At 68.4% G+C, this 21251-nt stretch carries 23 protein-coding genes; 6 read left to right on the top strand and 17 right to left on the bottom strand.

Annotated features, from left to right (window positions below; all coding sequences use genetic code 11):
* Window positions 1-39: 39 nt before the first annotated feature.
* A complete protein-coding gene (locus tag GVN21_RS09255) occupies window positions 40-246 on the bottom strand; it encodes a hypothetical protein (RefSeq protein WP_166574446.1) in 207 nt (68 codons plus the stop codon).
* Between the two features lie 258 nt (window positions 247-504).
* Here GVN21_RS09255 and GVN21_RS09250 point away from each other — a divergent pair, with 258 nt between their 5' ends.
* Window positions 505-1986 (top strand): vanadium-dependent haloperoxidase, encoded by a 1482-nt coding sequence (locus GVN21_RS09250; protein ID WP_166574445.1) that lies wholly within the window; start codon window positions 505-507, stop codon window positions 1984-1986.
* Between the two features lie 86 nt (window positions 1987-2072).
* On the opposite strand, the gene GVN21_RS09245 is transcribed toward GVN21_RS09250, so the two are convergent.
* From GVN21_RS09245 to GVN21_RS09205, 9 genes are all read right to left on the bottom strand, one after another.
* Complete coding sequence (locus tag GVN21_RS09245; RefSeq protein ID WP_166574444.1) at window positions 2073-2534, bottom strand: hypothetical protein; 462 nt, start codon at window positions 2532-2534, stop codon at window positions 2073-2075.
* A gap of 54 nt (window positions 2535-2588) precedes the next feature.
* Entirely contained in the window at window positions 2589-3086 is a 498-nt protein-coding gene (locus tag GVN21_RS09240) for a hypothetical protein (protein WP_166574443.1), read from the bottom strand.
* Between the two features lie 81 nt (window positions 3087-3167).
* A complete protein-coding gene (locus GVN21_RS09235; protein ID WP_166574442.1) occupies window positions 3168-4340 on the bottom strand; it encodes an acetyl-CoA C-acyltransferase in 1173 nt (390 codons plus the stop codon).
* 84 nt (window positions 4341-4424) lie between these two features.
* Window positions 4425-6164 carry an amidohydrolase family protein gene (locus tag GVN21_RS09230; protein WP_166574441.1) on the bottom strand — a complete coding sequence of 580 codons (1740 nt, stop codon included), beginning with the start codon at window positions 6162-6164 and terminating at the stop codon, window positions 4425-4427.
* Between the two features lie 66 nt (window positions 6165-6230).
* Window positions 6231-6845 carry an ATP-dependent Clp protease proteolytic subunit gene (locus GVN21_RS09225; RefSeq protein ID WP_205690009.1) on the bottom strand — a complete coding sequence of 205 codons (615 nt, stop codon included), beginning with the start codon at window positions 6843-6845 and terminating at the stop codon, window positions 6231-6233.
* A complete protein-coding gene (locus tag GVN21_RS09220; protein ID WP_166574440.1) occupies window positions 6833-7216 on the bottom strand; it encodes an SRPBCC domain-containing protein in 384 nt (127 codons plus the stop codon). Before GVN21_RS09220 ends, GVN21_RS09225 begins: the two co-directional genes overlap by 13 nt.
* Window positions 7213-7527 carry a metalloregulator ArsR/SmtB family transcription factor gene (locus tag GVN21_RS09215; protein ID WP_166574439.1) on the bottom strand — a complete coding sequence of 105 codons (315 nt, stop codon included), beginning with the start codon at window positions 7525-7527 and terminating at the stop codon, window positions 7213-7215. Before GVN21_RS09215 ends, GVN21_RS09220 begins: the two co-directional genes overlap by 4 nt.
* A 72-nt stretch (window positions 7528-7599) precedes the next feature.
* The gene (locus tag GVN21_RS09210; protein WP_166574438.1) at window positions 7600-8739 is read right to left on the bottom strand and encodes a serine hydrolase domain-containing protein; all 1140 of its coding nucleotides are present in this window, start codon (window positions 8737-8739) and stop codon (window positions 7600-7602) included.
* Window positions 8740-8781: 42 nt separating this feature from the next.
* On the bottom strand, window positions 8782-9555 hold the full coding sequence (locus GVN21_RS09205; RefSeq protein ID WP_166574437.1) for a glucose 1-dehydrogenase: 774 nt from the start codon (window positions 9553-9555) through the stop codon (window positions 8782-8784).
* A gap of 133 nt (window positions 9556-9688) precedes the next feature.
* Between GVN21_RS09205 and GVN21_RS09200 the strand changes: the two genes are divergently transcribed.
* On the top strand, window positions 9689-11497 hold the full coding sequence (locus tag GVN21_RS09200; protein WP_166574436.1) for an aminopeptidase P family protein: 1809 nt from the start codon (window positions 9689-9691) through the stop codon (window positions 11495-11497).
* Between the two features lie 48 nt (window positions 11498-11545).
* Window positions 11546-12043, top strand: a complete 498-nt coding sequence (locus tag GVN21_RS09195) for a hypothetical protein (RefSeq protein WP_166574435.1) — start codon at window positions 11546-11548, stop codon at window positions 12041-12043.
* Here GVN21_RS09195 and GVN21_RS09190 read toward each other — a convergent pair.
* Together GVN21_RS09190 and GVN21_RS09185 are read right to left on the bottom strand one after the other, a co-directional pair.
* Window positions 12040-12717 (bottom strand): nitroreductase, encoded by a 678-nt coding sequence (locus GVN21_RS09190; protein ID WP_166574434.1) that lies wholly within the window; start codon window positions 12715-12717, stop codon window positions 12040-12042. The two genes, GVN21_RS09195 and GVN21_RS09190, sit on opposite strands and share 4 nt — an antisense overlap.
* 202 nt (window positions 12718-12919) lie before the next feature.
* Window positions 12920-14716 carry a zincin-like metallopeptidase domain-containing protein gene (locus tag GVN21_RS09185; RefSeq protein WP_166574433.1) on the bottom strand — a complete coding sequence of 599 codons (1797 nt, stop codon included), beginning with the start codon at window positions 14714-14716 and terminating at the stop codon, window positions 12920-12922.
* A gap of 88 nt (window positions 14717-14804) precedes the next feature.
* Here GVN21_RS09185 and GVN21_RS09180 point away from each other — a divergent pair, with 88 nt between their 5' ends.
* Window positions 14805-15722: a hypothetical protein gene (locus GVN21_RS09180; protein WP_205690008.1), complete on the top strand. Its 918-nt coding sequence runs from the start codon at window positions 14805-14807 to the stop codon at window positions 15720-15722.
* A gap of 37 nt (window positions 15723-15759) precedes the next feature.
* Here GVN21_RS09180 and GVN21_RS09175 read toward each other — a convergent pair whose 3' ends face one another.
* The 5 genes from GVN21_RS09175 to GVN21_RS09155 all read right to left on the bottom strand — a co-directional run bounded on the left by GVN21_RS09175 (window position 15760) and on the right by GVN21_RS09155 (window position 20178).
* Entirely contained in the window at window positions 15760-16905 is a 1146-nt protein-coding gene (locus GVN21_RS09175; protein WP_166574432.1) for an acyl-CoA dehydrogenase family protein, read from the bottom strand.
* A gap of 43 nt (window positions 16906-16948) precedes the next feature.
* On the bottom strand, window positions 16949-18163 hold the full coding sequence (locus tag GVN21_RS09170; RefSeq protein ID WP_166574431.1) for an acyl-CoA dehydrogenase family protein: 1215 nt from the start codon (window positions 18161-18163) through the stop codon (window positions 16949-16951).
* 103 nt (window positions 18164-18266) lie between these two features.
* Window positions 18267-18926 carry an energy transducer TonB gene (locus tag GVN21_RS09165; RefSeq protein ID WP_166574430.1) on the bottom strand — a complete coding sequence of 220 codons (660 nt, stop codon included), beginning with the start codon at window positions 18924-18926 and terminating at the stop codon, window positions 18267-18269.
* A 93-nt stretch (window positions 18927-19019) separates the two neighbouring features.
* Complete coding sequence (locus GVN21_RS09160; protein ID WP_166574429.1) at window positions 19020-19715, bottom strand: TonB family protein; 696 nt, start codon at window positions 19713-19715, stop codon at window positions 19020-19022.
* Window positions 19716-19848: 133 nt separating this feature from the next.
* The gene (locus GVN21_RS09155) at window positions 19849-20178 is read right to left on the bottom strand and encodes a hypothetical protein (RefSeq protein WP_166574428.1); all 330 of its coding nucleotides are present in this window, start codon (window positions 20176-20178) and stop codon (window positions 19849-19851) included.
* Window positions 20179-20382: 204 nt separating this feature from the next.
* Here GVN21_RS09155 and GVN21_RS09150 point away from each other — a divergent pair, with 204 nt between their 5' ends.
* Window positions 20383-20841 (top strand): PaaI family thioesterase, encoded by a 459-nt coding sequence (locus tag GVN21_RS09150; protein ID WP_166574427.1) that lies wholly within the window; start codon window positions 20383-20385, stop codon window positions 20839-20841.
* Window positions 20838-21056 (top strand): DUF1289 domain-containing protein, encoded by a 219-nt coding sequence (locus GVN21_RS09145; RefSeq protein ID WP_346764238.1) that lies wholly within the window; start codon window positions 20838-20840, stop codon window positions 21054-21056. Before GVN21_RS09150 ends, GVN21_RS09145 begins: the two co-directional genes overlap by 4 nt.
* The last annotated feature ends 195 nt before the right edge of the window (window positions 21057-21251 follow it).

The following is a 21251-nucleotide window of genomic DNA, read 5'->3' as shown; positions in this document are numbered from 1 at the left end:
GCCCTTTCTGAACACGGCCGCGACCTTAGCGTGCAGGCGTTAAGAATCGGCTTCCGGCTCCTCGCGGTCCCCGGCGTCCGGCCCGTGCAGCCGGCCGACGAAGCGGGAGCCCTGCCAGACCTCGACCCCGGAGGCCCCGGCGCGGCTGAACCCCCAGGTCATCGCCGCGCCATCGCTGTAGAAGAGGCCGACGGTCATCTCTTCAGGCGCGGAGGCGGTCAGGCCGTAGAATCTGTAGGCAGGCATGCCGCGCTTGTAGAGCGACAACCCGATCCGGGGGACTGCAAATCGGCGCCGGCGTTGGTCTTTGGCCCTGAGGCCCGGTGGCGGCGTGATCCCGGTCACGGCCAACCGGCGCGCCTCGGGCCTATGCAGAGCACGGATGCCGGGCGCCCCGCGCCCACGTCCGACCGCCCGACCCGCCGTGGCCGTGAGGTCAGTTTGCTCGCCGCTTACGCCTCCCCTCCGCGGCCGCCACAGGCGTCGCCCGTCAAGGACTTCATCATGACCACCGCCTCAGCCCCCTTCCGATTCTGGATCAACGTGGCCATGGAGTGTGTCCGCCGCGACCACACCCCCGCCATCAGCGCCGGGGACCAACGTGGCCCCTTCCTGTCGGCCCGGGCCCAGGGCATGGCCTTGGCGGCGCTGCACGACGTCCATGCCATCGTTGCCGGTGCGACGCCGCTGCTGACCGTGCCCGGCGCGCCCGGCCTCGCCGGGCTGAACGGAACGGTCGCCGCCGCCGCCGCCTGCGACCAGGTCCTGCGGCTGCGCTATCCCAAACAGGTGCGGTTCCTCGCCCCTGCCTGGGCGGACTGGCTGGACGTCAACGGCCTGGCCGGCGGCCACGCACCGTCGGAGCAGGCCGGGCGCCTGTTCGGGGCGGCGGTGCATGCCATCGGCGTCCAGGATCCCACCCATGGCCAGGCCGGCCAGTACATGCCGACTGGCGCCCCCTATACCCACCAGCGGCCGGCCCATGAGCCGACCCAGGGCTTCGCCGGCGGCCTCTGGGGCCAGGCGGTCCCGCTGATGGTTCCAGTCGTTCCGAACTTCCCCAAGCCCCCGGGCCGGATCAGCGGCGTGCAGGTCGAACCCACCGCTCACTACGCTCAGGATCTCGAGGAGGTGAAGCGCTTGGGCGCGGCCATCCCCGGACCGAACGGCCGAAGCCTGGATCAGGAGCAGATCGGCATCTACTGGGGCTATGACGGCCCGCCGGAACTGGGCACGCCCCCGCGCCTGTACCTGCAGGTGGTGCTGGAAGTGCTCGACAACATCGAGGCGCGGCAGCCTGGCAAACTGTCCGAACTCGAGGAGCTGCGGATCGTCGCGGCCGTCGCCGTGGCCATGGCCGACGCCGGCATCAGCGCCTGGTACTACAAGTACAGCGCCGATCACATGATGTGGCGGCCGGTGGTCGGCATCCCCAAAGCTCTGCCCGGCAACGGGGTTGCGGATCTCGGCTGGCTGCCGCTTGGCCGGCCGGACACCAACGGCTCCGGTCAGACGCTGTCGCCGGACTTTCCGGCCTACCCCTCCGGCCATGCCACCTTCGGGGCGGCCGCCTTCCATCTCCTGCGGCTGATGCTGGTGGAGAAGGGCCTGGGCGCCTTCGCCGACGACGGGATGGGCGAGGACGACATCGGCTTCGAGTTTCAGTCCGATGAATACGATGGCCGCAACATAGACCCCCGCACCATGGCCCCCCGCGCGCCGTTCACCCGCGGCTATGCCAGCCTGTGGAAGGCCATCGTCGATAACTCGATCAGCCGGGTGTTCCTGGGCGTGCACTGGTATTTCGACGGCCTCACCGTCCTGGACAGCGACAACAAAGACGCCTTCGGCATCCCGGGAAAGCCGGCGGAGACGGGCCGCACCGGCGGCGTGTGGCTCGGCGCCAGGATCGCCAACACCATTGCCGCCTCACCCGCGGTCGGTGTGACCGCCCAGACCATCGACGCCGGCAAACTGGGTCTCTGACGTCCAGGAATGGGGGGCGTTGCACAGATTTGGCAGTGCTCCCCTCCGAGCCTCAGCGGCCTTTCGATTTAGGCCGGCCCGGCGCCCTACTCCACGGTCACGGTGTTGCGGGCCAGGTTGACCCGCACCTTGGCCACGCCCCGGCGCGTCGCTTCGCCGCCGCGCGGGAAATAGGAGTAGCTGAAGCTGACCTGCAGCCCGCGCTTGGGGTCGTAGGCGCTTTTCACCGAGCGCGGATCGATGCCGGCGAAGCCGTTCGCGCCCCGGTCGCTGATAAGGCGGCAGACCAGACCGCCGCCCGGCGACTGGTCGTCCGGGAACATCACCAGCAGATGGCTGCTACAGCAGGCCGGCTCCCCGCCGGTGTCCAGCACGGCCACCCGCACCCGCCCGCCGTAGTAGGCCCAGCTGTTGCGCTCCCACGGCTCAATGATGTTCATCGCCTGGTCGGTGATCCCGTCGCAGGCCCGCACCGTGACGGCAGCGGCAGGCGAGGCCAGTGCGGCGAGCCCGGCGGCGATCAGCAGTGGGCGGAACAGTCGGGTCATGGGGGGCTCCTTGGCGGTCGGCCTATACCAAACGCGCCGGCCGGAAGGCCGGTTTCAGCTCTCAACCGACTCCGTCTCGGCCGCGTAGATGCAGCCCATCGCCTCCCGCCGCGCCTCGGTGCGGGGCTTGGGCGCGCCGAACAGGGCCGCGTTCAGGTCGATGCGGACCGTCCCCGATGGCGGCGCCTTGGCATTCCGCCCGCTGCCGAAGCAGGTCCAGGTCACCACGCCCGGCGACACCGGCCGCGCCACGATGATCACCGGCCTGGCTCGCTCATCGACCGGCCGGGCCGCCACCTTGGCGTGGACGCAAGCGGCGAGGTCCGGCTCGGGCAGGCAGGCGGCGATCTCGTTCTTGTGGATGTCCGACGGGGCCTTGAAGAAGGCGTTGAAGGTGGTCATCGCCTCCACCAGGGCGCGACTGGACGCCTCGGTCTCCTCGTCCGGCGCCACCACCAGAACCTTGTAACTGGGCGGGATCGTCGCCCCCGCCGCCACGGGCAACACCAACCCCAAAGCCAGGCCGGCCATCCCCACACGCCAATGCCGCATCACACCCTCACCTCTGAACAGGCGACGATCCTGCGGCGCAGCATCGGCGGCGTAAACCCCGCCGATGCTGTCGGCAGCTGATCAATAGATTTCGAACAGCCCCGCCCCGCCCTGGCCGCCGCCGATGCACATGGTGACCACGCCCCATTTGGCGCCGCGACGCTTGCCTTCCTGCAGCAGGTGGCCGGTGCAGCGGGCGCCGGTCATGCCGAAGGGGTGGCCGATGGCGATCGAGCCGCCGTTGACGTTGTACTTCTCCGGATCGATGCCCAGCTTGTCGCGGCTGTACAGGCACTGCGACGCGAAGGCCTCGTTCAGCTCCCAGATGTCGATGTCATCGACCTTCAGCCCCTGGCGGGCCAGCAGGCGGGGCACGGCGAACACCGGCCCGATGCCCATCTCGTCCGGCTCACAGCCGGCGGCGGCCCAGCTGACGAACCGGCCCATCGGCTCCAGCCCCCGCCGCTCGGCCTCCTTGGCCTCCATCACCACCACGGCGGCGGCGCCGTCGGACAGCTGGCTGGCGTTGCCGGCGGTGATGAACTTGCCGGGGCCTTTGACCGGTTGCAGCGAGGCCAGGCCCTCCAGCGTGGTGTCCGGCCGGTTGCACTCGTCGCGATCGACCGTGTAGTCGACGATGCTCTCTTCCTTGGTGACCTTGTCGACGACCTTCATCTTCGTGCTCATCGGCACGATCTCGTCGGCGAACTTGCCGGCCGCCTGCGCCGCCGCCATCCGTTGCTGGGACTGCAGGCTGTACTCGTCCTGGTACTCCCGGCTGACCCCGTACCGCTCGGCCACGATGTCGGCCGTGTCGATCATAGCCATGTAGATGGCCGGGGCGATGTTCAGCAGTTCCGGGTCATTGGCCGCCGAGCCGCCCGCGCCGCCGCCGGGGATGGAGATGCTCTCCACGCCACCCGCCACAACGCAGTCCCCGCCGTCGGCCCGCACATAGTTGGCGGCCATGGCGATGGCCTGCAGGCCCGAGGAGCAGAACCGGTTGATGGTCACCCCCGCCGTGGTCACCGGCATCCCGGCCAGCAACGCCGCCAGCCGGCCGATGTTGGCCGCGCCATGGGCGTTGTTGCCCAGGTAGCAGTCCTCGATGTCCTTGGGGTCCACCCCCGACTTGGCCACCGCGTGCTTGATGGCATGGGCCGCCAGGGTCATCGGCGGGGTGATGTTGAAGCCGCCTCGTCCGGCCTTGGCCAGACCGGTGCGAGCATAGGAGACAATGACGGCTTCACGCATGGCTTGGGTTTCCTTCCCGATGGTCCTTTGTTGAGGACCATACTGGCAGGAACCCAGGAGGATTTGAACAGGCGTTTGACCCGCCTATTCGGCCGCCATGCGGACATCCACGCCCTGCGGTCCCCGGATCAGCTTGCCCGGCATCGCCCCGGTCGCCTCGCCCTCTTCATAGGTCACCACGCCGCTGACGATGGTCGCCACATAGCCCTGCGCCTTCTGGATCATCCGGCGGCCGTCGGCGGGCAGGTCGAACACCATCTCCGGCGCCTGGATGGCCAGCCGCTCGAAGTCGATGACGTTGAGGTCCGCCTTCATGCCCACGGCCAGCACGCCCCGGTCGTTCAGCCCATAGAGCCGGGCCGTGTCCCGCGTCTGCATCGACACCACCTTCTCCAGCGGAAGCGTCGGCCCCCGCTTCCGGTCCCGCACCCAGTGGGTCAGCATGTAGGTCGGGAAGCTGGCGTCGCAGATCACCCCGCAGTGGGCCCCGCCGTCCGACAGGCTGAGCACGGTGTTGGGGTCGTGCATCATGGTTTCGATGTGGTCGAAGTTGAACAGGCCGTAGTTCAGCAGCGGCAGGTAGATGTACCCCTTGCCGTCCATCTCCATCAGCATGTCATAAACGATGGCGTCCGGCGCCTGGCCGGTGCGCTGCGCGATCGCGGCGATGCTGTCCTCGGCCCGCGGCTCGTAGTCCAGCCCGCCGTCCGGCTGCACCAGCCGGAACATGCGGTCGAAGCCTTGGGTCATGATGGCGCCCAGCGGCCCCATCTTCTTGCTGGGATCAGCCAGGATGGCGGCCCGAACCACCGGGTCCTTCAGCTTCTCCAGCCGCTCTTCGAACGGCAGGTGGGCGATGTCGCGATAGGTCTGGCGGCCCACGAAGGGATGGATGGTGCTGCGCCAGCCGAGCACCAGCCCGGTCGGGCGGCAGGCGATCTGCGCCGTGATCGCCGCCCCCTGGGCCCGCGCTTGGGCGGTCAGGTCCAGCAGGTGCTTCCAGTTATCCGGCTTCATCGGCGACTGCAGCAGGCTGTAGGTCACGGTCACACCGGTCTCGGTGGCCATGTCCCGCATCCATTCGAACTCATGCTCGGCCGGCGCCATGTCCGAGCTCATCTCGAAGACCCCCGGCCCCACGGCCGCCATAGCCTTGCCGATGGCCAGCAGCTCATCGTTGCCGGCATAGGTGCCCGGCATCACCTCGCCGTTCTTGGCCGTATGGACGATGGTCCGCGAGGTGGAGAAGCCCAGAGCCCCGGCCTCGATCCCCTCGGCGACGATCGCCGCCATCTGGGCGATGTCCTCGGGCGTCGCCGGCTCGTTATGCGCCCCGCGCTCGCCCATCACATAGGCCCGCACCGCGCTGTGCGGCACGTGGGTGGCGATATCCAGCACCCGCGCCTGGCCATCCAGGCTGTCCATGTACTGTGGGAAGGTCTCCCAGTTCCACTTGATGCCCTCGGCCAGGGCGGCGCCCGGGATGTCCTCCACCCCCTCCATCAGCTCGATCAGCCAGTCGTGCTTGTCCGGCTTCACCGGCGCGAACCCGACCCCGCAGTTGCCCATGACCACCGTGGTCACGCCATGCCAGCTGGACGGCGACATATAGGGGTCCCAGGTCGCCTGGCCGTCGTAATGGGTATGGATGTCGACCCAGCCCGGGGTGACGAGCTTGCCCGCCGCGTCGATCTCGCGCTTGCCAGCGCCCTGGACGGTCCCGACCGCCACGATGATCCCGTCGCTGATCGCGACGTCGCCCTGGAAGGCCGGCGCCCCGGTCCCATCGACCACCCGCCCGTTCCGGATTACCAGATCGTACATGTCTCGCTCCCTTTCGTTGGGCGGATCATGCGCTCCGTTGACGTGCGCGGAAAGTATGACGTTGCGTCAGGCCTCCGCTTCAGCCTCCTCCCGGCTGGAATAGACGTGGTCGACCAGACCCCAGGCCTTCGCCTCCTGCGCATCCAGGAAGTTGTCACGGTCCAGCGCCACCGCCACCTCCTCCATCGTCCGGCCGCAGTGCTTGGCGTAGAGCTCATAGATCCTCTGGCGCATCTTGATGATGTCCTCGGCGTGGCGCGCCACGTCCGACGCCTGGCCGGAGAAGCCGCCGCTGGGCTGGTGCAGCACGATGCGGGCGTTGGGCATGCAGACGCGCTGGCCGGGCTCGCCGGCCATCAGCAGCAGCGAGCCCATGGAGGCGGCGAAGCCCATGCACAGGGTGGCCACCGGGGCCTTGATGTACTGCATGGTGTCATAGATCGCGAGGCCGGCGGTCACCACGCCGCCAGGGCTGTTGATGTAGAGGCCGATCTCCTTCTTGGGATTCTCGGCCTCCAGGAACAGCAGCTGGGCGCAGATCAGGCTGGCCATGCCGTCCTCGACCGGACCGTTGACGAAGATGATCCGCTCCCGCAGCAGCCGCGAGAAGATGTCGAAGCTGCGTTCGCCCCGGCTGGTGGACTCCACCACCATCGGCACCAGGTTCATCAGGCCGCCCATGACATTCTCCAGCCGCCGGTCCCTATCGGGTCCATGACCAGCGGCGCCGGCAGGCCGCCGTGGGTGACAAAGCCATCGTGGGTCAGCCGCAGCCGCACCCCGCCCTCAAGGCCGGGCTCCAGGGCGAAGGTGACCACGCTGTCGAACTCACCCTCGCGCCAGCCCAGCCGCAGCAGCCGCCCGGCCTCCAGCGCCAGCACCTCGCAATCGACATTGTCATTGGCCGCCCCGCCGACGGTGAACCGGGCTCCGACCCGCGCCACGAAGTCGTTCGGCCCCAGCCAGCGGGCCAGCAGCGCCGGCGTGGTCAGCGCCCGCCAGACCTTGTCGGCGCTGTCCTCCAGCTCGAAGCAAAGGTCGATGTCCCTCATTCGTCCATCTCCTTGAGCACGGTTTTGAGCGCCTCGACCCGCTCGGGCCAGAAGGTGCGGTAGCGCGCCACCCAGGCCTCAAGCCCGCTCAGCGCGTCCGGCGCCGCCCGGTACCAGGCCTGCCGACCCTCCCGCCGCTCGGCCACCATCCCGGCCCCCTTGAGCACCGCAAGGTGCTGGGAGATGGCCGGCTGGGAGACGTCGAAGCCGCGGGTCAGGTCGGAGACGGTCATCTCCGCCGCGCTCAGCCGCTCGAACACCGCCCGGCGGGTCGGGTCGGCAAGAGCGCGGAAGATGTCGGGCTCAGGCATGCCGATACATAAGTCGATACTTATGCGATTCGTCAAGCCGCTCCCGCGCCCGGAACACCCGTCATTAGAGGATCAGCCCCCCAGCGCGCCCCACATGGCCATGCACAGACCGAACGCCCGCATGTCGCCCGTGGTCGTCCCGGCCATCCGGTTCATGGCGTAGGCGAAGGTGGTGCGGGCCTGCATGTCGTTGATCACCAGGCTGCCGCCATAGCCGCCCCAGAAGCAGGTCTCGTCGTTGGGCAACGGCACCGACCCGCCGTTGAGGCCGTAGCCGAGGCCGAACTTCACCTCCATGCCGAGGATCAGGTCGACGCCCTGGATCTGCGGCTCCAGCGCCCGGCGCACGCCGGCTTCCGAGAGGATCTGCTTGCCCCCGACGGCGCCGCCGTTGGACATCAGCGACTGCACCAGGGCCACCGACCGGGCGTTGCCCGTGCCGCCGGCCGCCGGGATCTCGGCGCCGCGCCAGCCGCGCGTCTTGGTGGCCGTCACGTCGATCGGCGGGTTGGTCGACATGTTGCGGACCAGCTCGCTGGTCGTCCCCTCGCCCAGCGCCCCGCCCGGCGGCGGCGGCACGAGCTCGGCCACCCTACCATCCTCGCTGGCGGGCAGGCCGATGTGGAAGTCGGCGCCCAGGGGCTCAGCGATCTCCTCGCGGAACACCGTGCCCAGGCTCTTGCCCGTCACCCGGCGCACCACTTCCCCGACCAGGTACCCCTGGCTCAGAGCATGGTAGCCGCTGGCCGTGCCCGGCTCCCAGAACGGCGCCTGGGCGGCCAGCAGGCTGGTGGCCTTCTCCCAGTCGTAGATGTCGGTCAGGGTGACCGGTTCGCGCCAGCCCGACAGCCCCGCGGAATGGGCCATCAGGTGGCTGACCTTGACGTCCGCCTTGCCGTTGGCGGCGAACTCCGGCCAATACTTGGCCACCGGCGCGTCGAAATCGAGCTCGCCCCGGTCGGCGACCAGCAGGGCGGTCAGGGCGGTCATCGTCTTGGTCGTCGAATAGACGTTGACGATCGTGTCCTTTTCCCAGGCCCGCGTCTTGGCCGGATCGGCCCAGCCGCCCCACAGGTCGACCACCGTCTCCCCGCCCACCGTCGCGCAGAACGACGCGCCCAGGTCCTCGCCACTGGCCAGGTTGCCCTCGAATACCCCGCGCACGGCCTCGAACTTGTCGTGCGTCAAACCTTGAACCGAACCGTCAGCCATTGTCCCTCTCCCCTTCTTTGTTGGGGAGAACCTAAACAGCATTCAGTTGGCGGTGAAGCCACCATCGACGACCAGTTCCGATCCGGTGACGAAGGCCGAGCGGCTGGAGGCCAGGAAGACCACCGCGTCGGCCACATTCCCCGGCTGGCCCATCCGGCCGAGCGGGTGGCGGGCGGCCAGCTGGGTCCGCGCCTCGTTGTCGCCCAGGCCCGTCGCGCCGGAGAAGGCGGCGATGACTTCATCGCCCATGGATGTCTCGATCACCCCGGGATGCACCGAATTGACCCGCACCCCGGCCGCCGCCAGCTCCATCGCCAGCCCCTTGGTCAGCAACCGCACCGCGCCCTTGGAGGCATTGTAGCAGACCGCGCCAGCCGACCCGACCAGCCCGGCCATCGACGACAGGTTGACGATGGCGGTCCCGCCGTCCCACCGCCCGGCCCGCTCGGCCAGCAGCGGGATCGCCGCCCGGCAACCCAGGAACACCCCCTCGACATTGACCGAATGAATCCGCCGCCAGTCCTCCAGCGTAGTTTCGGTCAGCGGCTTCATCAGGAACAGGCCGGCGTTGTTCACGAGGATATCGAGCCCGCCGGCCTCCCGCCGCGCGAAGTCCATGGCCGCCGTCCAGCCGGCTTCATCGGTGACGTCCTGGGCCATCGCCAGGCCGCCGAGTTCCGCGGCCAGATCGTCGGGCGCGGACAGGTCCGAGCAGATCACCTGAGCGCCCGCCTCCGCCAGCGCTCGCGCGCAAGCCGCGCCGATCCCTCGCCCCGCCCCGGTCACCAGCGCCACGCGCCCTGTCAGATCGCCCATTTTTCTCTCCCTGTGTTTCCGCCTGTTGTTCCAGACGCGGGCGGCGCTTGCCAGATCGGGATTTCGCGTAGGCGCGGCGTCACCCACGCCCCAAGTGTTTGCACCCGCTCCACCAGGGGCCTAAATCTCATCCATGCGCCAGACCTTCGATGAATCCACCGACCCCTCCTTCGGCTCGCGGCACGTCCCGCTGATCCGCGCCGCCATGGCCGAGCAGGGGCTCGACGGCCTGCTGGTGCCGCATGAGGACGAGCACCAGAACGAATACCTGCCCGCCGCCAACGACCGGCTGGCCTGGGCCACTGGCTTTACCGGCTCGGCCGGGGCGGCGGTGATCATGAAGGACAAGGCGGCCGTCTTCGTCGATGGCCGCTACACCCTGCAGGTCCGCGAGCAGGTCGACGAGAAACTGTTCGAGATCCGCGATCTGGTCGACGGCGGGGTGCCCGCCTATGTCGAGCTGCAGGCCGGGGCGGTGATCGGCTACGACCCGCGGCTGCACAGCCCCGACGCCCTCGCGGGCCTGAAGAAGGCCGCCGACAAGGCCGGCGCGACGCTGAAGGCCGTGGCCCCCAACCCGCTCGACACGGCCTGGGGCGATAATCGCCCGGCCCAGCCGAAGGCCCAGGTCGTGCCCCAACCGCTCGACTACGCCGGCGAGGACAGCGCCGCCAAGCGCGCCCGCATCGGCGAGGCGCTGAAGAAACAAGGCGCCGACGCCGCCGTGCTGACCGCCCCGGCCTCGATCGCCTGGCTGTTCAATGTGCGCGGCGGCGACGTCATCCGCACCCCCCTGCCGCTCAGCCAGGCCGTGGTGCGGGCGGATGGGACGGCGCGGCTGTTCCTCGATCCGGACAAGGTGACCGCCGAACTGCCGGCCTGGCTCGGCAACCAGGTGTCGCTGGAGAACCCCGAGGACCTCGGCCCCGCCCTGGCCGATCTGAAGGGCGCCAAGGTGCTGGTCGATCCCGGCCAGTCCTCTGCCTGGTATTTCGACACCCTGACCGCCGCCGGCGCCACGGTGATCCGGGGCATGGACCCGACCACCCTGCCCCGCGCCTGCAAGAACGCGGTGGAGATCGCCGGCACGCGCGAGGCGCACCGCCGCGACGGGGCGGCCTTGACCCGCTTCCTCCACTGGATCGCCACCGAGGGCCAGATCAACCCGCCGGACGAGAAGGAGGCGGTGGCCAAGCTGGAGAGCTTCCGCGAGGCCACCGGCATGCTGCGCGACCTGTCGTTCGACACCATCGGCGCCGCCAACGGCCACGGCGCCCTGCCCCACTATCGCCCGACCGAACGATCCAACGAGCGCGCCGCGCTAGGCTCCCTGCTGCTGGTCGACAGCGGCGGCCAGTACCTAGACGGCACCACCGACGTGACCCGCACCATGGCCATCGGCGAGCCGACCGAGGAGATGAAGCGGCGCAACACCCTGGTGCTCAAGGGCCACCTGGCCCTCGCCCGCCTGCGCTTCCCGGCCGGCACCACCGGCAGCCAGATCGACGCCTTCGCCCGCGCCGCCCTGTGGTCCGAGGGCCTCGACTACGACCACGGCACCGGCCACGGCGTCGGTGTCTATCTCGGCGTCCATGAAGGCCCGCACAGGATCGCCAAGGCGCCCAACACCGTCGCCCTGCAGGCCGGGATGATCGTCTCCAACGAGCCGGGCTACTACAAGGACGGCGAATACGGCATCCGCATCGAGAACCTGGAAGTGGTCATGCCGGCCGAGCCCATCCCCGGCGGCGAACGCCCCATGCACCGGTTCGAGGCCCTCACCCTGGCGCCGATCGACAAGCGGCTGGTGGTTCTCGACATGCTGACCGACGTCGAGCGCACGCAGTTCAACGCCTACCACGCCCGGGTCCTGAAGGAGATCGGCCCGCTGGTCGACGGCCCGGCCGGCGAGTGGCTGAAGGAAGCCTGCGCGCCGCTATAGGGAACTGGCGCCCCGCGCAGGCGTACTCTCCGGGCATCGGAGAAACCCATGGCCCTGTCGCGATCCGTCCTGATCCCTCTAGCCGCCGCCCTGGCGCTGGCGGCTTGCGGCCAGCCCGCGGCGGCCCCGCCGTCCGCCGAGCCACCTGTTGCGGCGCCGCCTGCCCCGATGCCCGAACCTGCCCTCGCGCTCTCCGCCCTCACCGAAGCGGACATCGCGGCAAACCCGGTCGATGGCGAGCTGGCCTGTGGCTTCGCGACCGAGGCGGGCACGATGCTGCTGGCCAAGGGCTTGGTCTCGTCGACCGAACCGGCTCAGGGCCTGATCAAGGCCGGCGGCGTGGTCCAGCGTCTGACTGCGCCCGGCGGGTTCGACGGCATGTTGAAGGGCGCCAGCTTCACCGGCGCCGGCGCGACGGTGACCATCGCGGTGACCGGCCCCGCTACCGGCGGCGGAGAATCTCCGCCAAGCCCCGCCACCCTGACCTACGCACCCTCCGGCGGGCAGAGCGTCACCCTGCCGGGCAGCTGGACCTGCGGTCCCTAGTCGTCGAAGCCGAGGAACACCGCCGCCTCGTCCACCGACTTGCGTTCAGACACCACGGCGTTGGCCGGGAAGCTGTCGTCCGGGTAACCGATGGCAATGCAGATCATGATCACCTGATCGTCCGGGATGCCGGCCTCCGCGCGCACCACCGGCGACTGCATGATCCCCTGGCTGTTGATCACGCAGCCCAGGCCCTTGGACCAGGCGGCGTTGACGATCCCGGTCGCGACCGCGCCGCAGTCAAACGGCGCGATGTCCCCGCCATGCAGCGCGCGGTCATAGGTCACGATGATCGCCGCCGGCGCGTCGAACTGCCGAAAGCCGCGCAGCACCCAGTCCATGCGCGCCTCCTTGTCCTCGCGGGCGATGCCCATGGCGGCGAACAACTGCTTGGCCACGCCGATCTGCCGTTCGCGGTGGACGCCGGTGAACTCGCCGCCGCTGCGGAACTCGCGACTGTGCGGCACGCCGGCCAGATTGCGCTCGGTGTTGCCGGCCCGGATGCGGTCCAGCACCTCGCCCGCCACCACATGGAAGTTCCAGGGCTGGCTGTTCAGCGACGAGGGCGCCCGCATGGCCAGCCGCAGGACCTCGCGGATCGTCTCCTTCGGCACCGGCTCGCGCTTGTAGCCCCGGATGCTCCGCCGCCCCAGGACGACCTCGTCGTAGTTCATGGTTTTCTCCCTTGCGCGCAGACTGGAGAGGTCACGCAGCGGAAGTCGAGGGGACTGGTTCGCCGCGCACGATTGATCCGACCGATAATTGGCGTCTGGAGCGGCGTACTTGTCCCCGGTCGGCGCTGACCGGGGACAGGTACGCCGCCCCAACCGATGGGGGCTCACTGGCTGTGCCTCTGCGCGGCGAACCAGTCCCCTGCTAGGCCTCCACCGCCGCGTAATTGAACAGGCGGTAGCGGTAGCGTTGCTGACCGCGGATAGCTGTGGCGATGACTCCGTGCAGGGCCTCGTCCCAGGTTCCCCATTTGGCGATGAAGGCCTCGACCACCGTCCGGTCGCCGCCGACCTGGAGCGCCAGCACCTCTTTCAACAGGGCCGCGACGGCGTCGTGGTAGCGGCCGTAGTCGATCGACATCTTGGCCGTGGCCGCGTCGAAGGTCAGCACCTTCCGGTCCAGGAACCAGTTCCACTGTATCAGCTGCATCATGTTGTAGGGCTGCTCGCGGCGCGGCCTGTTGTTCTGCAATGTGCGCAGGATGCCGCTGGCGTAGACTGCCCGTTGCTGTTCGGGTGTGTAGTAGCCGCGTCTGCCCAACTCCTGCGCGACGAAAAGCGAGACCAGGTCGGCCTTCATCTCCTCCAGCAGGCTGGCGTCCGGGCCCAGGGCGATGTCCATTTCCCGGCCGTCGGTGGTCAGGTCCGGGCCGAGGTAGTGGCCGACCTCATGCCACAGGGTGCGGTAGAAGTTGGCGTCCGACGTCAGGTGGCCGGCGAACGGCGTGGCCATCGCGGCCCCGAAGGTATCCCCGCTGCCTTTGAACAGGTCAGGGTTCCGCATGATGTTGACGCGCAGCAGGATGATGTTGCCGTAGCGCTCGGTCAGGTAGGCCTCGTTGGGCAGGTTGGTGGCCGTGTTCGCCCCGCGCGACTGGCCGAAGTCGGCGATCACGTCGTAGACCCCGACCGGAATCACCTCAGCCACCTTGCGGTGGTGTGGCGTGGGCAGGCTGTCCTCCAGCGCCTGGATGCCGCTCATCGCCTTGCGCAGCGCCGCCCCTTCCTCGTTGCGGGTGGCCAGCAGGCTGAAACTGTAGAAGGCGCGCACGCCCAGCAGTTCGTCGTCATAGGTCTCGTAGGCGCCGATCTGGGCGTTGAGGTTCTTGAACCGCCCCTTCAGCCAGGCGGCGTCGCCCGACTCATAGTCATCGCTGAGCAAGTCGCGGGAGCGGTTGCGCAGGAAGCGGGCGAAGGCCCAGTCGCTGGGCTCGACCGCATCGGCGGCCTGGTTGAGCAGGCCGTGAGCAGTGACCATCTGGTCGGCGAAGGCCACCGAATACGGCAGGGCGTAGAGCACCTTGCGGTCCGGCTTGTCGGCCAGCGCCGCCAGCCTGTCCCAGAGGCCGGGGTGCAGGGTGTTCAACGCCGGGTATTGCTGCAACCGGTTCATGTCGTGCTCGAGGGAAGCCTTGTCGGCCCGGCGCACGACCGAGCGCAGGTGCATCAGCGAGGCCTGCTCATCGGGATGGGCGGCGACATAGGCCTCGAACTCGGCCTTGGTCAGATCCCAGGGGTAGACGTTCTTGCCGGCCGGCGCGTCCTCGACCGCGACGAAGGGGATGCGCTTGTTGTCCAGGGTGGTGGCGACCGGACCCTGGAACACGCGGTAGAGGGTGGCCAGGTCCTTGCCATGAGCGTCGGTGCGCTTGGCCAGGGCGGCGCGGACCTTCGGCGCATCGCGGTGCCGCTGCAGTTCATAGACCTCCTGGAAGATGGCGCCGGCCTCCACCAGCAAGCGGACCGCCACCGCCTCGCCTGGCGACAGGTGCGAGAGGTCGGGGCTCAGTGTCAGGGACTGCGTCTTGTCGAGGATTTCGCGGGCCTGGTCCGGCGTCCATTCGGCCGCGACCTTGGGCTGGGCGAGCACGCGCGGCGCGGAGGCGAAGGCCAGGGCGGCGCCGGACAGGGCGAGGGCGGAGCGGCGCGACAGATCGATCATGCGGAGATTCCCAAAGGTTCGCGGAAACATAGCAGTCCGCACCGGGAAAGCCGAAGACGCCCAGACGGCCATCTGCTAACCGCGCGGGATGACCACCTGGCTTTCGCGCCCCTCCACCCGACTGCTGTTGCTGTTCGGCGGCCTGATGCTCGCCACGGTTCTCGTCGGCGGATGGGTGGCCTTGGCCAGTCAGGTCCCGGCCGGACTGGTCGCGCGCAATCTCGCCGCCTGGCTGATCGGCGGGCTTTGCGCCATAGGCCTCGCCACCGCCACTCGCCGAGGCGTCCCCGGCTGGATCGCCTGGCTCGCCCCGCTGCTCCTGGGCGCCTGTTTCCTGATGCCGGACCTGCAGGGTGTCCATCGCTGGATCGGCCTTGGGCCCATTCGTCTGAACGCCGCCATGCTGGTGCTGCCCGCCGCGGTCGTCGCCTTCGCGGCGGCCAGTCGGACCGGCTGGCTGAGCTGGATTCCGATCGTGGCCGCCCTGCCCCTGCTGGTCTGGCAACCCGACGCCTCGCAGGCCACGGCCCTGGCAGTCGTGGTGGTCATCGCTGCCGTGCGGCTGCGAGACCGCTGGTTCATTGCCCTGGCGGTTGTCGCCGCGGCTATCGTCGCGGCGGCCGACGCCTGGCTGCAACCGGACCCCCTGGCCCCCGTGCCGGAGGTCGAAGGGATCATCGGCCTGGCCCAGGCCCTGTCGCCCTGGACCGGCCTGGCCTTGACGGCCCTGCTGATCGCCACGGCGGCCCTGCCCACCATCCTGACGGTTCGCAGCCCAGGCGCGCGCCTGGCCGGCCTGTTTCTCAGCCTGCTGCTGCTGGCCTGGATCGCCACACCCTTCTTCGGCGCCTTCCCCGTGCCCTTCGCCGGCGTCGGGCCCAGCCCGATCCTGGGCGCGTGGCTCGGGATCGGTCTGCTGGCCGGGCTGATCGACAGCCCGGCGCCCGAACCCAAGCCGTTCAAGACTGTCGCCCGACGCCGCAAAGAAAAAGGCCCGGCCGCCTGAGCGACCGGGCCCTCAATAATTTCGCCCGGGTAAAACCCTAGGCCGCCTTGCCGAAGCTCAGCGTCTCGTAGCGGCGCAGGTGGTGGTCCACCGAGCCGAACAGGCCTTCGATCATGGTGGCGCGCTTGAAGTAGTGGCCGACCGCCAGTTCGTCGGTCATGCCCATGCCGCCGTGGATCTGGATGGCGTTCTGGCCGACGAACTTGCAGGCCTTGCCGATCTGCACCTTGGCCGCCGAGACGGCCTTGGCCCGCTCGGCGTCGCTCTCGTCCAGCTTCAGGGTGGCCATGTAGGTCATCGACACCGACTGCTCGACGTTCATGAACATGTCGACCATCCGGTGCTGCAGCACCTGGAAGTTGGCGATGGCGGTGCCGAACTGCTTGCGCTGGCGGGCGTAGTCGAGGGTCTGCTCATGCATCTTGCGCATGGCGCCCACGGCCTCGGCGCAGGAGGCGGCGGTGGCTTCGTCGATCACCTTGTTGACCAGGCCCAGGCCATTGCCCTCTTCGCCGATCAAGGCGTCCGCGCCGACCGAGACGTTCTCGAAATAGACTTCCGAGGCGCGCTGGCCGTCGACCGTGGGGTAGTCGCGGGTGGTGACGCCCTTGGCGTTCTTGTCGACCAGGAACACCGACACGCCCTGCTCGTCGCGCTGACCGCCGCCGGTGCGGGCGGTGACAATCAGGTGGGTGGCCCAGGGGGCGCCGATTACCACGGCCTTGTGGCCGTTGATGACGTAGCCGGCGCCGTCCTTCTTGGCCGTCGTCTTCAGGTCCTGCCAGGTATAGCGGGCCTGCGGCTCGGCGTAGGCGAAGGCGATGATGGTCTTGCCTTCGATGATGCCGCCGATGTGCTCGGCCGCGCCGGCATGGCCCGAATGCTTCAGGAAGCCGCCGCCGATGACCACGGTCGAGAGGTAGGGCTCGATGACCAGAGCCTTACCGAACTCTTCCATGACGATCATGTTTTCGATGGCGCCGCCGCCGAGGCCGCCCAGCTCTTCGGAGAAGGGCGCGCCGAGGATACCCAGCTCATTGGCGAAGGCGTCCCAGTTGGCCTGGCTCCAGCCGCTCTCGGTCTTGATGAGCTTCTGGCGAGAATCGAAGTCGTAGCGGTCCTGCAGGAAGCTGGCGACGGTGTCGCGCAGCATCGACTGCTCTTCGGAGAAATTGAAGTCCATCGGGCGTCCCTGACTGATGCGTTTCTTGTGGTTGGAACCGAGCCTAGAGGCCCAGAACCATCTTGGCGATGATGTTGCGCTGGATCTCGTTCGACCCGCCGTAGATCGAGGTCTTGCGGGTGTTGAAGTAGTTGGGCGCGGTGCGATGGGCGCTGTCCGGGCCGATCGGGTGCATGTTGTCCCCGTCGGTCGGGAAGCCGCGGAAGTAGGGCGCGCCATAGTGACCGGCGGCCTCCAGGGCGAGCTCGGTCAGCCGCTGCTGGATCTCGGTACCCTTGATCTTCAGCAGCGAGGATTCCGGACCCGGGCCCTTGCCGGCGCTCTCGCTGGCAAGCACGCGAAGTTCAGTGAACTCCAGCGCCGTCAGGTCGATCTCCAGCTCGGCGACCTTGCGCTTGAAATCGCTGTCCTTGATCAGGCTGTCCCCATCGTCGCCCAGCTCGGTCCCGGCCATCTGGCGGATCCGCTCGACGCCGCGCTTCGAACGCGCCACGCCGGCGATGCCCGACCGCTCATGGGCCAGCAGGAACTTGGCGCAGGTCCAGCCCTTGTTCTCTTCGAACACCCGGTTCTCGACCGGCACCTTGACGTTCTCGAGCCAGACTTCGTTGACCTCGTGGCCGCCATCGATCGTGATGATCGGGCGCACGGTGATGCCCGGCGTCTTCATATCGATCAGCAGGAAGGAGATGCCTTCCTGGATCTTGGCGTTCATGTCGGTGCGGACCAGGAAGAAGCCCCAGTCGGCGTGCTGCGCCAGGGTGGTCCAGGTCTTCTGGCCGTTGACGATGTAGTATTCCTTGCCGTCGTCCCCGGTGATGCGCTCAGCCTTGGTCTTCAGCGAAGCCAGGTCGGACCCGGCGCCCGGCTCGCTGTACCCCTGGCACCACCATTCCTCGCCATTGTAGATCTTCGGCAGGTAGCGTTCCTTCTGCGCCTGGGTGCCGAAGGTGTAGATCACGGGGGCGACCATCGCGACGCCGAAGGGCAGGATCGGAATCGCGTCCGCCCGCGCCATTTCCTCGCCGAACAGGTACTTCTGGGTCGAGGTCCAGCCGCAGCCGCCCCACTCCTTCGGCCAGGACGGCGCCACCCAGCCCTTCTTGGCCAACACCTTGTGCCAGGACAGGAAGTCTTCCTTGGAAAGCTCTTCGCCCTCGTCGGACTTGGCCCGCAGGTGCTCAGGATAGTTTTCGGCCACAAAGGCGCGGACCTCGTCGCGGAAGGCGAGATCTTCAGGCGAGAAATCGAGATTCATCAGGGGCTCCCGGCGCGGTCGCTTACGGACCGTTTGTCGTTGGCCGGGATCATAGGGGCCGAACAGTTGTTTGGAAAGATGACGCTCGCGTCAACGTAAGCGCCTAGAGGTCCCCAAGGCGCTCGCCGGCGCCGAGAAAGGCCTCGCAGTCATCCGGGCGCTTTGCCGGATCTCCAGCTTTCCGGGCCTCGATGAGAGCCGCCTCCGTCTTTGACGGGCTCCATCCCGCCTGGAACCCGCCGATCGCTACAGGCAACAGATAGATGGCGGCATTGGCTCTCGCCTCTGCGTTTGCAGGCTCTTTCTCTCCCAACGCGGCGAAATGGCCGTAGCATTTGAGCCCGGTCTCCAGATCAGGAAGTTCCGAACCAAGCATCGAGGGTTCCCCTGCATCCTCCTCCGCCGGTTGGAATCTCAGGGGTATCATCACGGTGGCGCCGCGGACCGGCATGCCGTCGGCGCTCATCGGCCTCATGCGGAACTTGGTGGAGAGGCCCAGGCCCGCCGCCCCGAATTCATAACCGACAGGCGTCTCCTCCACGACCTTGCAGTCGGTGACGTAGCCGGTCTCCTGCACCAGGCAGCGAAGCACCACCCGGCCACCCACATTCTCTCGCGAGGCGCGGGCCGGGTAGTGATAGTTGACGTCGTCCCCGTCGGGTTTCTGGATCCAATCGGGCCGCTCGATGACCGGTCGGGGCGGAGCGGCAGGCGGCGGCGGCGCGGCCGACAAGGCCAGCAGCAAGATCAGTTCCGAAAACATCGACACCCCCAACACGCCCGACATCGAGGCCACAACCTTAGCTTTACCGGTTGGGACATCCAGAGAAAACGGCGTCGCCGCGGCTCAGGGCGGTCAGGCCGCAGTCCGACAGACGTCCGGTGCGGGCGGAAGGGTCGCGAGGCGCTCGTCATCCCGGCGGGTGATCCTTGCGCCGGCGATCGCGGCCCGAACGGCGGCCTGGTCGAGCCCGACGCCGGTCTGGCGGGCCAGGGCCTCCGCCTCGGGGAGAGCGCGGGTCGATTCTGGGTCCTTGGGCAAGAACAACAGCCGGGCGCTATGCCAACTGACGCAGGTCAGGGCTTGTTCGTAGGTCACCTCGGCTTGGAGGCTGTCGCCCGGCGGAGCGGAGAAGCTCAGCGGGATCCGTACCGTCGCGCCATCGACCGGGACACCGTCCTGAAGCTGCGGCGTCATGCGGAACCCGCTGGACAGCCGCAGACCGGCTTCGCCGAAGCCCATGTCGGCCGGGGTTTCCTCGACAACTTCACAGCCGTCGACGAGGCCGGTGTCGCGAACCTTGCAGGTCAAGACGGTGCGGCCGGGAATGGCCAGGCGAAAAGCGAGGTCCGGGTAGACTCGATTGACCTGCTCTCCGGTCGGACGACGCGCCCACGCCGGACGCTGGACGACCTTGGGCGGAACGGCTGGATCGACGACCGGAGGCGCAGGCGCCAGGGTCTTCGGGACCTGGTCCGCCGTCAACGGCGAAATTGGGACCGGCGGATCCTGGCCGCCCAGCAGTGAAACCAGAAGGACTGTGACCAGCATCCTTACCCCCCGACGCCAACGTGGCGTCGATTGATAGGGGGTTGCGGCGCGTGGCCAACAAAAAAAGAGCGCCCCGCCGGGGGAGACGGGGCGCCAAGGGGCTCTGGGTGCTCGATAGAGTGCGGAGTAAGTCCTACCCGGCGATGGCCGCGCAGGCGCCGTTCCGCTCGGCGATCAGTTCGGCCTTGCGCGCGTCGTCGGCGCGGGCGGCTTCGGATTGGGCGTCGTCCTGGGCGTTCATGGCGCGATCGACCACGAAGTCGGCGCGAGCCCGCTTGTTGGACTTGATCACCGCGTCGAGCGCGGCGGTGTCGATGGCGCCGAGCGCTTCGGACTTGGCGAGGCCCTTGCAGCGGGCGGCCTTGACGAATTGCGCGTCCGTCAGGCGGGCGGCGGGTTGGGCCGCGGCGGCGGTCGCAGAGGCGGCGACGATCAGGGCGGCGGCGATCAGCGTCTTCTTCATAGTGTGTGCTCCCGTGTGTTCAAACTCGACGACTGCAGGGTGCGGCACGAACACCGTATTCACAAATTAAACTCCTGAAAGACTCGAACAATTACAGAGATTTCATTTCTAACTTTCGTGTAATGTTCGAGGCGAAAACATGACATAACCTTGTTCGAACCGTCACACTTGTCACCAGCCCGTCACGACGCGATCCTTGGCTGCATGATCCGTGAAGACGTCACCGGCAAGGCTGGCCTGCGCCTCGATGCGCCCGCGCTCAACGCATTCCTGGCCCGCGCCTTCCCGGAGGGCGATCCGGAGCGCATGCCGAAGGTGACCAGCGTTGGCGCCGGGGTGGCGGTGATGGCCATGCCGACCGACGCCGGCCACCTGCGACCGGGCGGGGTGATCTCCGGCCCGACCCAGATGAGCCTGGCCGACTCCGCCGCCTACATGGTCATCCTAGCCCACATCGGCGAGGTGGCCATGGCGGTCACCACCTCCCTGACCATCCACTTCCTGCGCCCCTGCAAGCCCGGAACCCTGATCGCCGAGGCCCGGCTGCTGAAGCTGGGCCGACGCATCGCCACGGTGGACGTCCTCCTCTATACGGAAGGCCCCGACCGGCCGGCCGCAAAGGCCACGGTCGCCTACGCCATCCCGGACGGAGCAAACGGGTGACCGAGACGCCCAAGGCCATTGCCAGTCCCTGCCGCAAGATCTGCATCGTCGATCCGGAGACCAGCCTGTGCATGGGCTGCCTCCGCACCCTGCCGGAAATCGGCGGTTGGTCCCGGTTCAGCGAGGACGAGCGCGAGCGGTTGATGGCCGAACTGCCCGGCCGCAAGGGCCGCATCCGCCCGGAGAAGCTGGCGATCTTCTATCCGGCGGGCTGATTGGCCTGTGATTCACGGTATGCAAACCCAACCCGGATAACTTCGACGCTCCGGCCCGCCTCGGCGTGGCCCAACGAAGCCAAAATGGCGGGGTGTCGTCGATGTTGAGGTTCGCAGCCGTGGTGCTGGTGGGAGCGTTGTCGGCCGTCGGGGCCGCCGGCGCCGTGGTGTCGTTCGACCCCGCCCGCACCCAGC

The sequence above is a fragment of the Caulobacter sp. SLTY genome, from assembly GCF_009905535.1.
Lineage (GTDB): Bacteria > Pseudomonadota > Alphaproteobacteria > Caulobacterales > Caulobacteraceae > Caulobacter.
The sequence above is the reverse complement of the archived record's forward strand: the minus strand, read 5'-3'. Positions and strand labels throughout refer to the sequence as shown.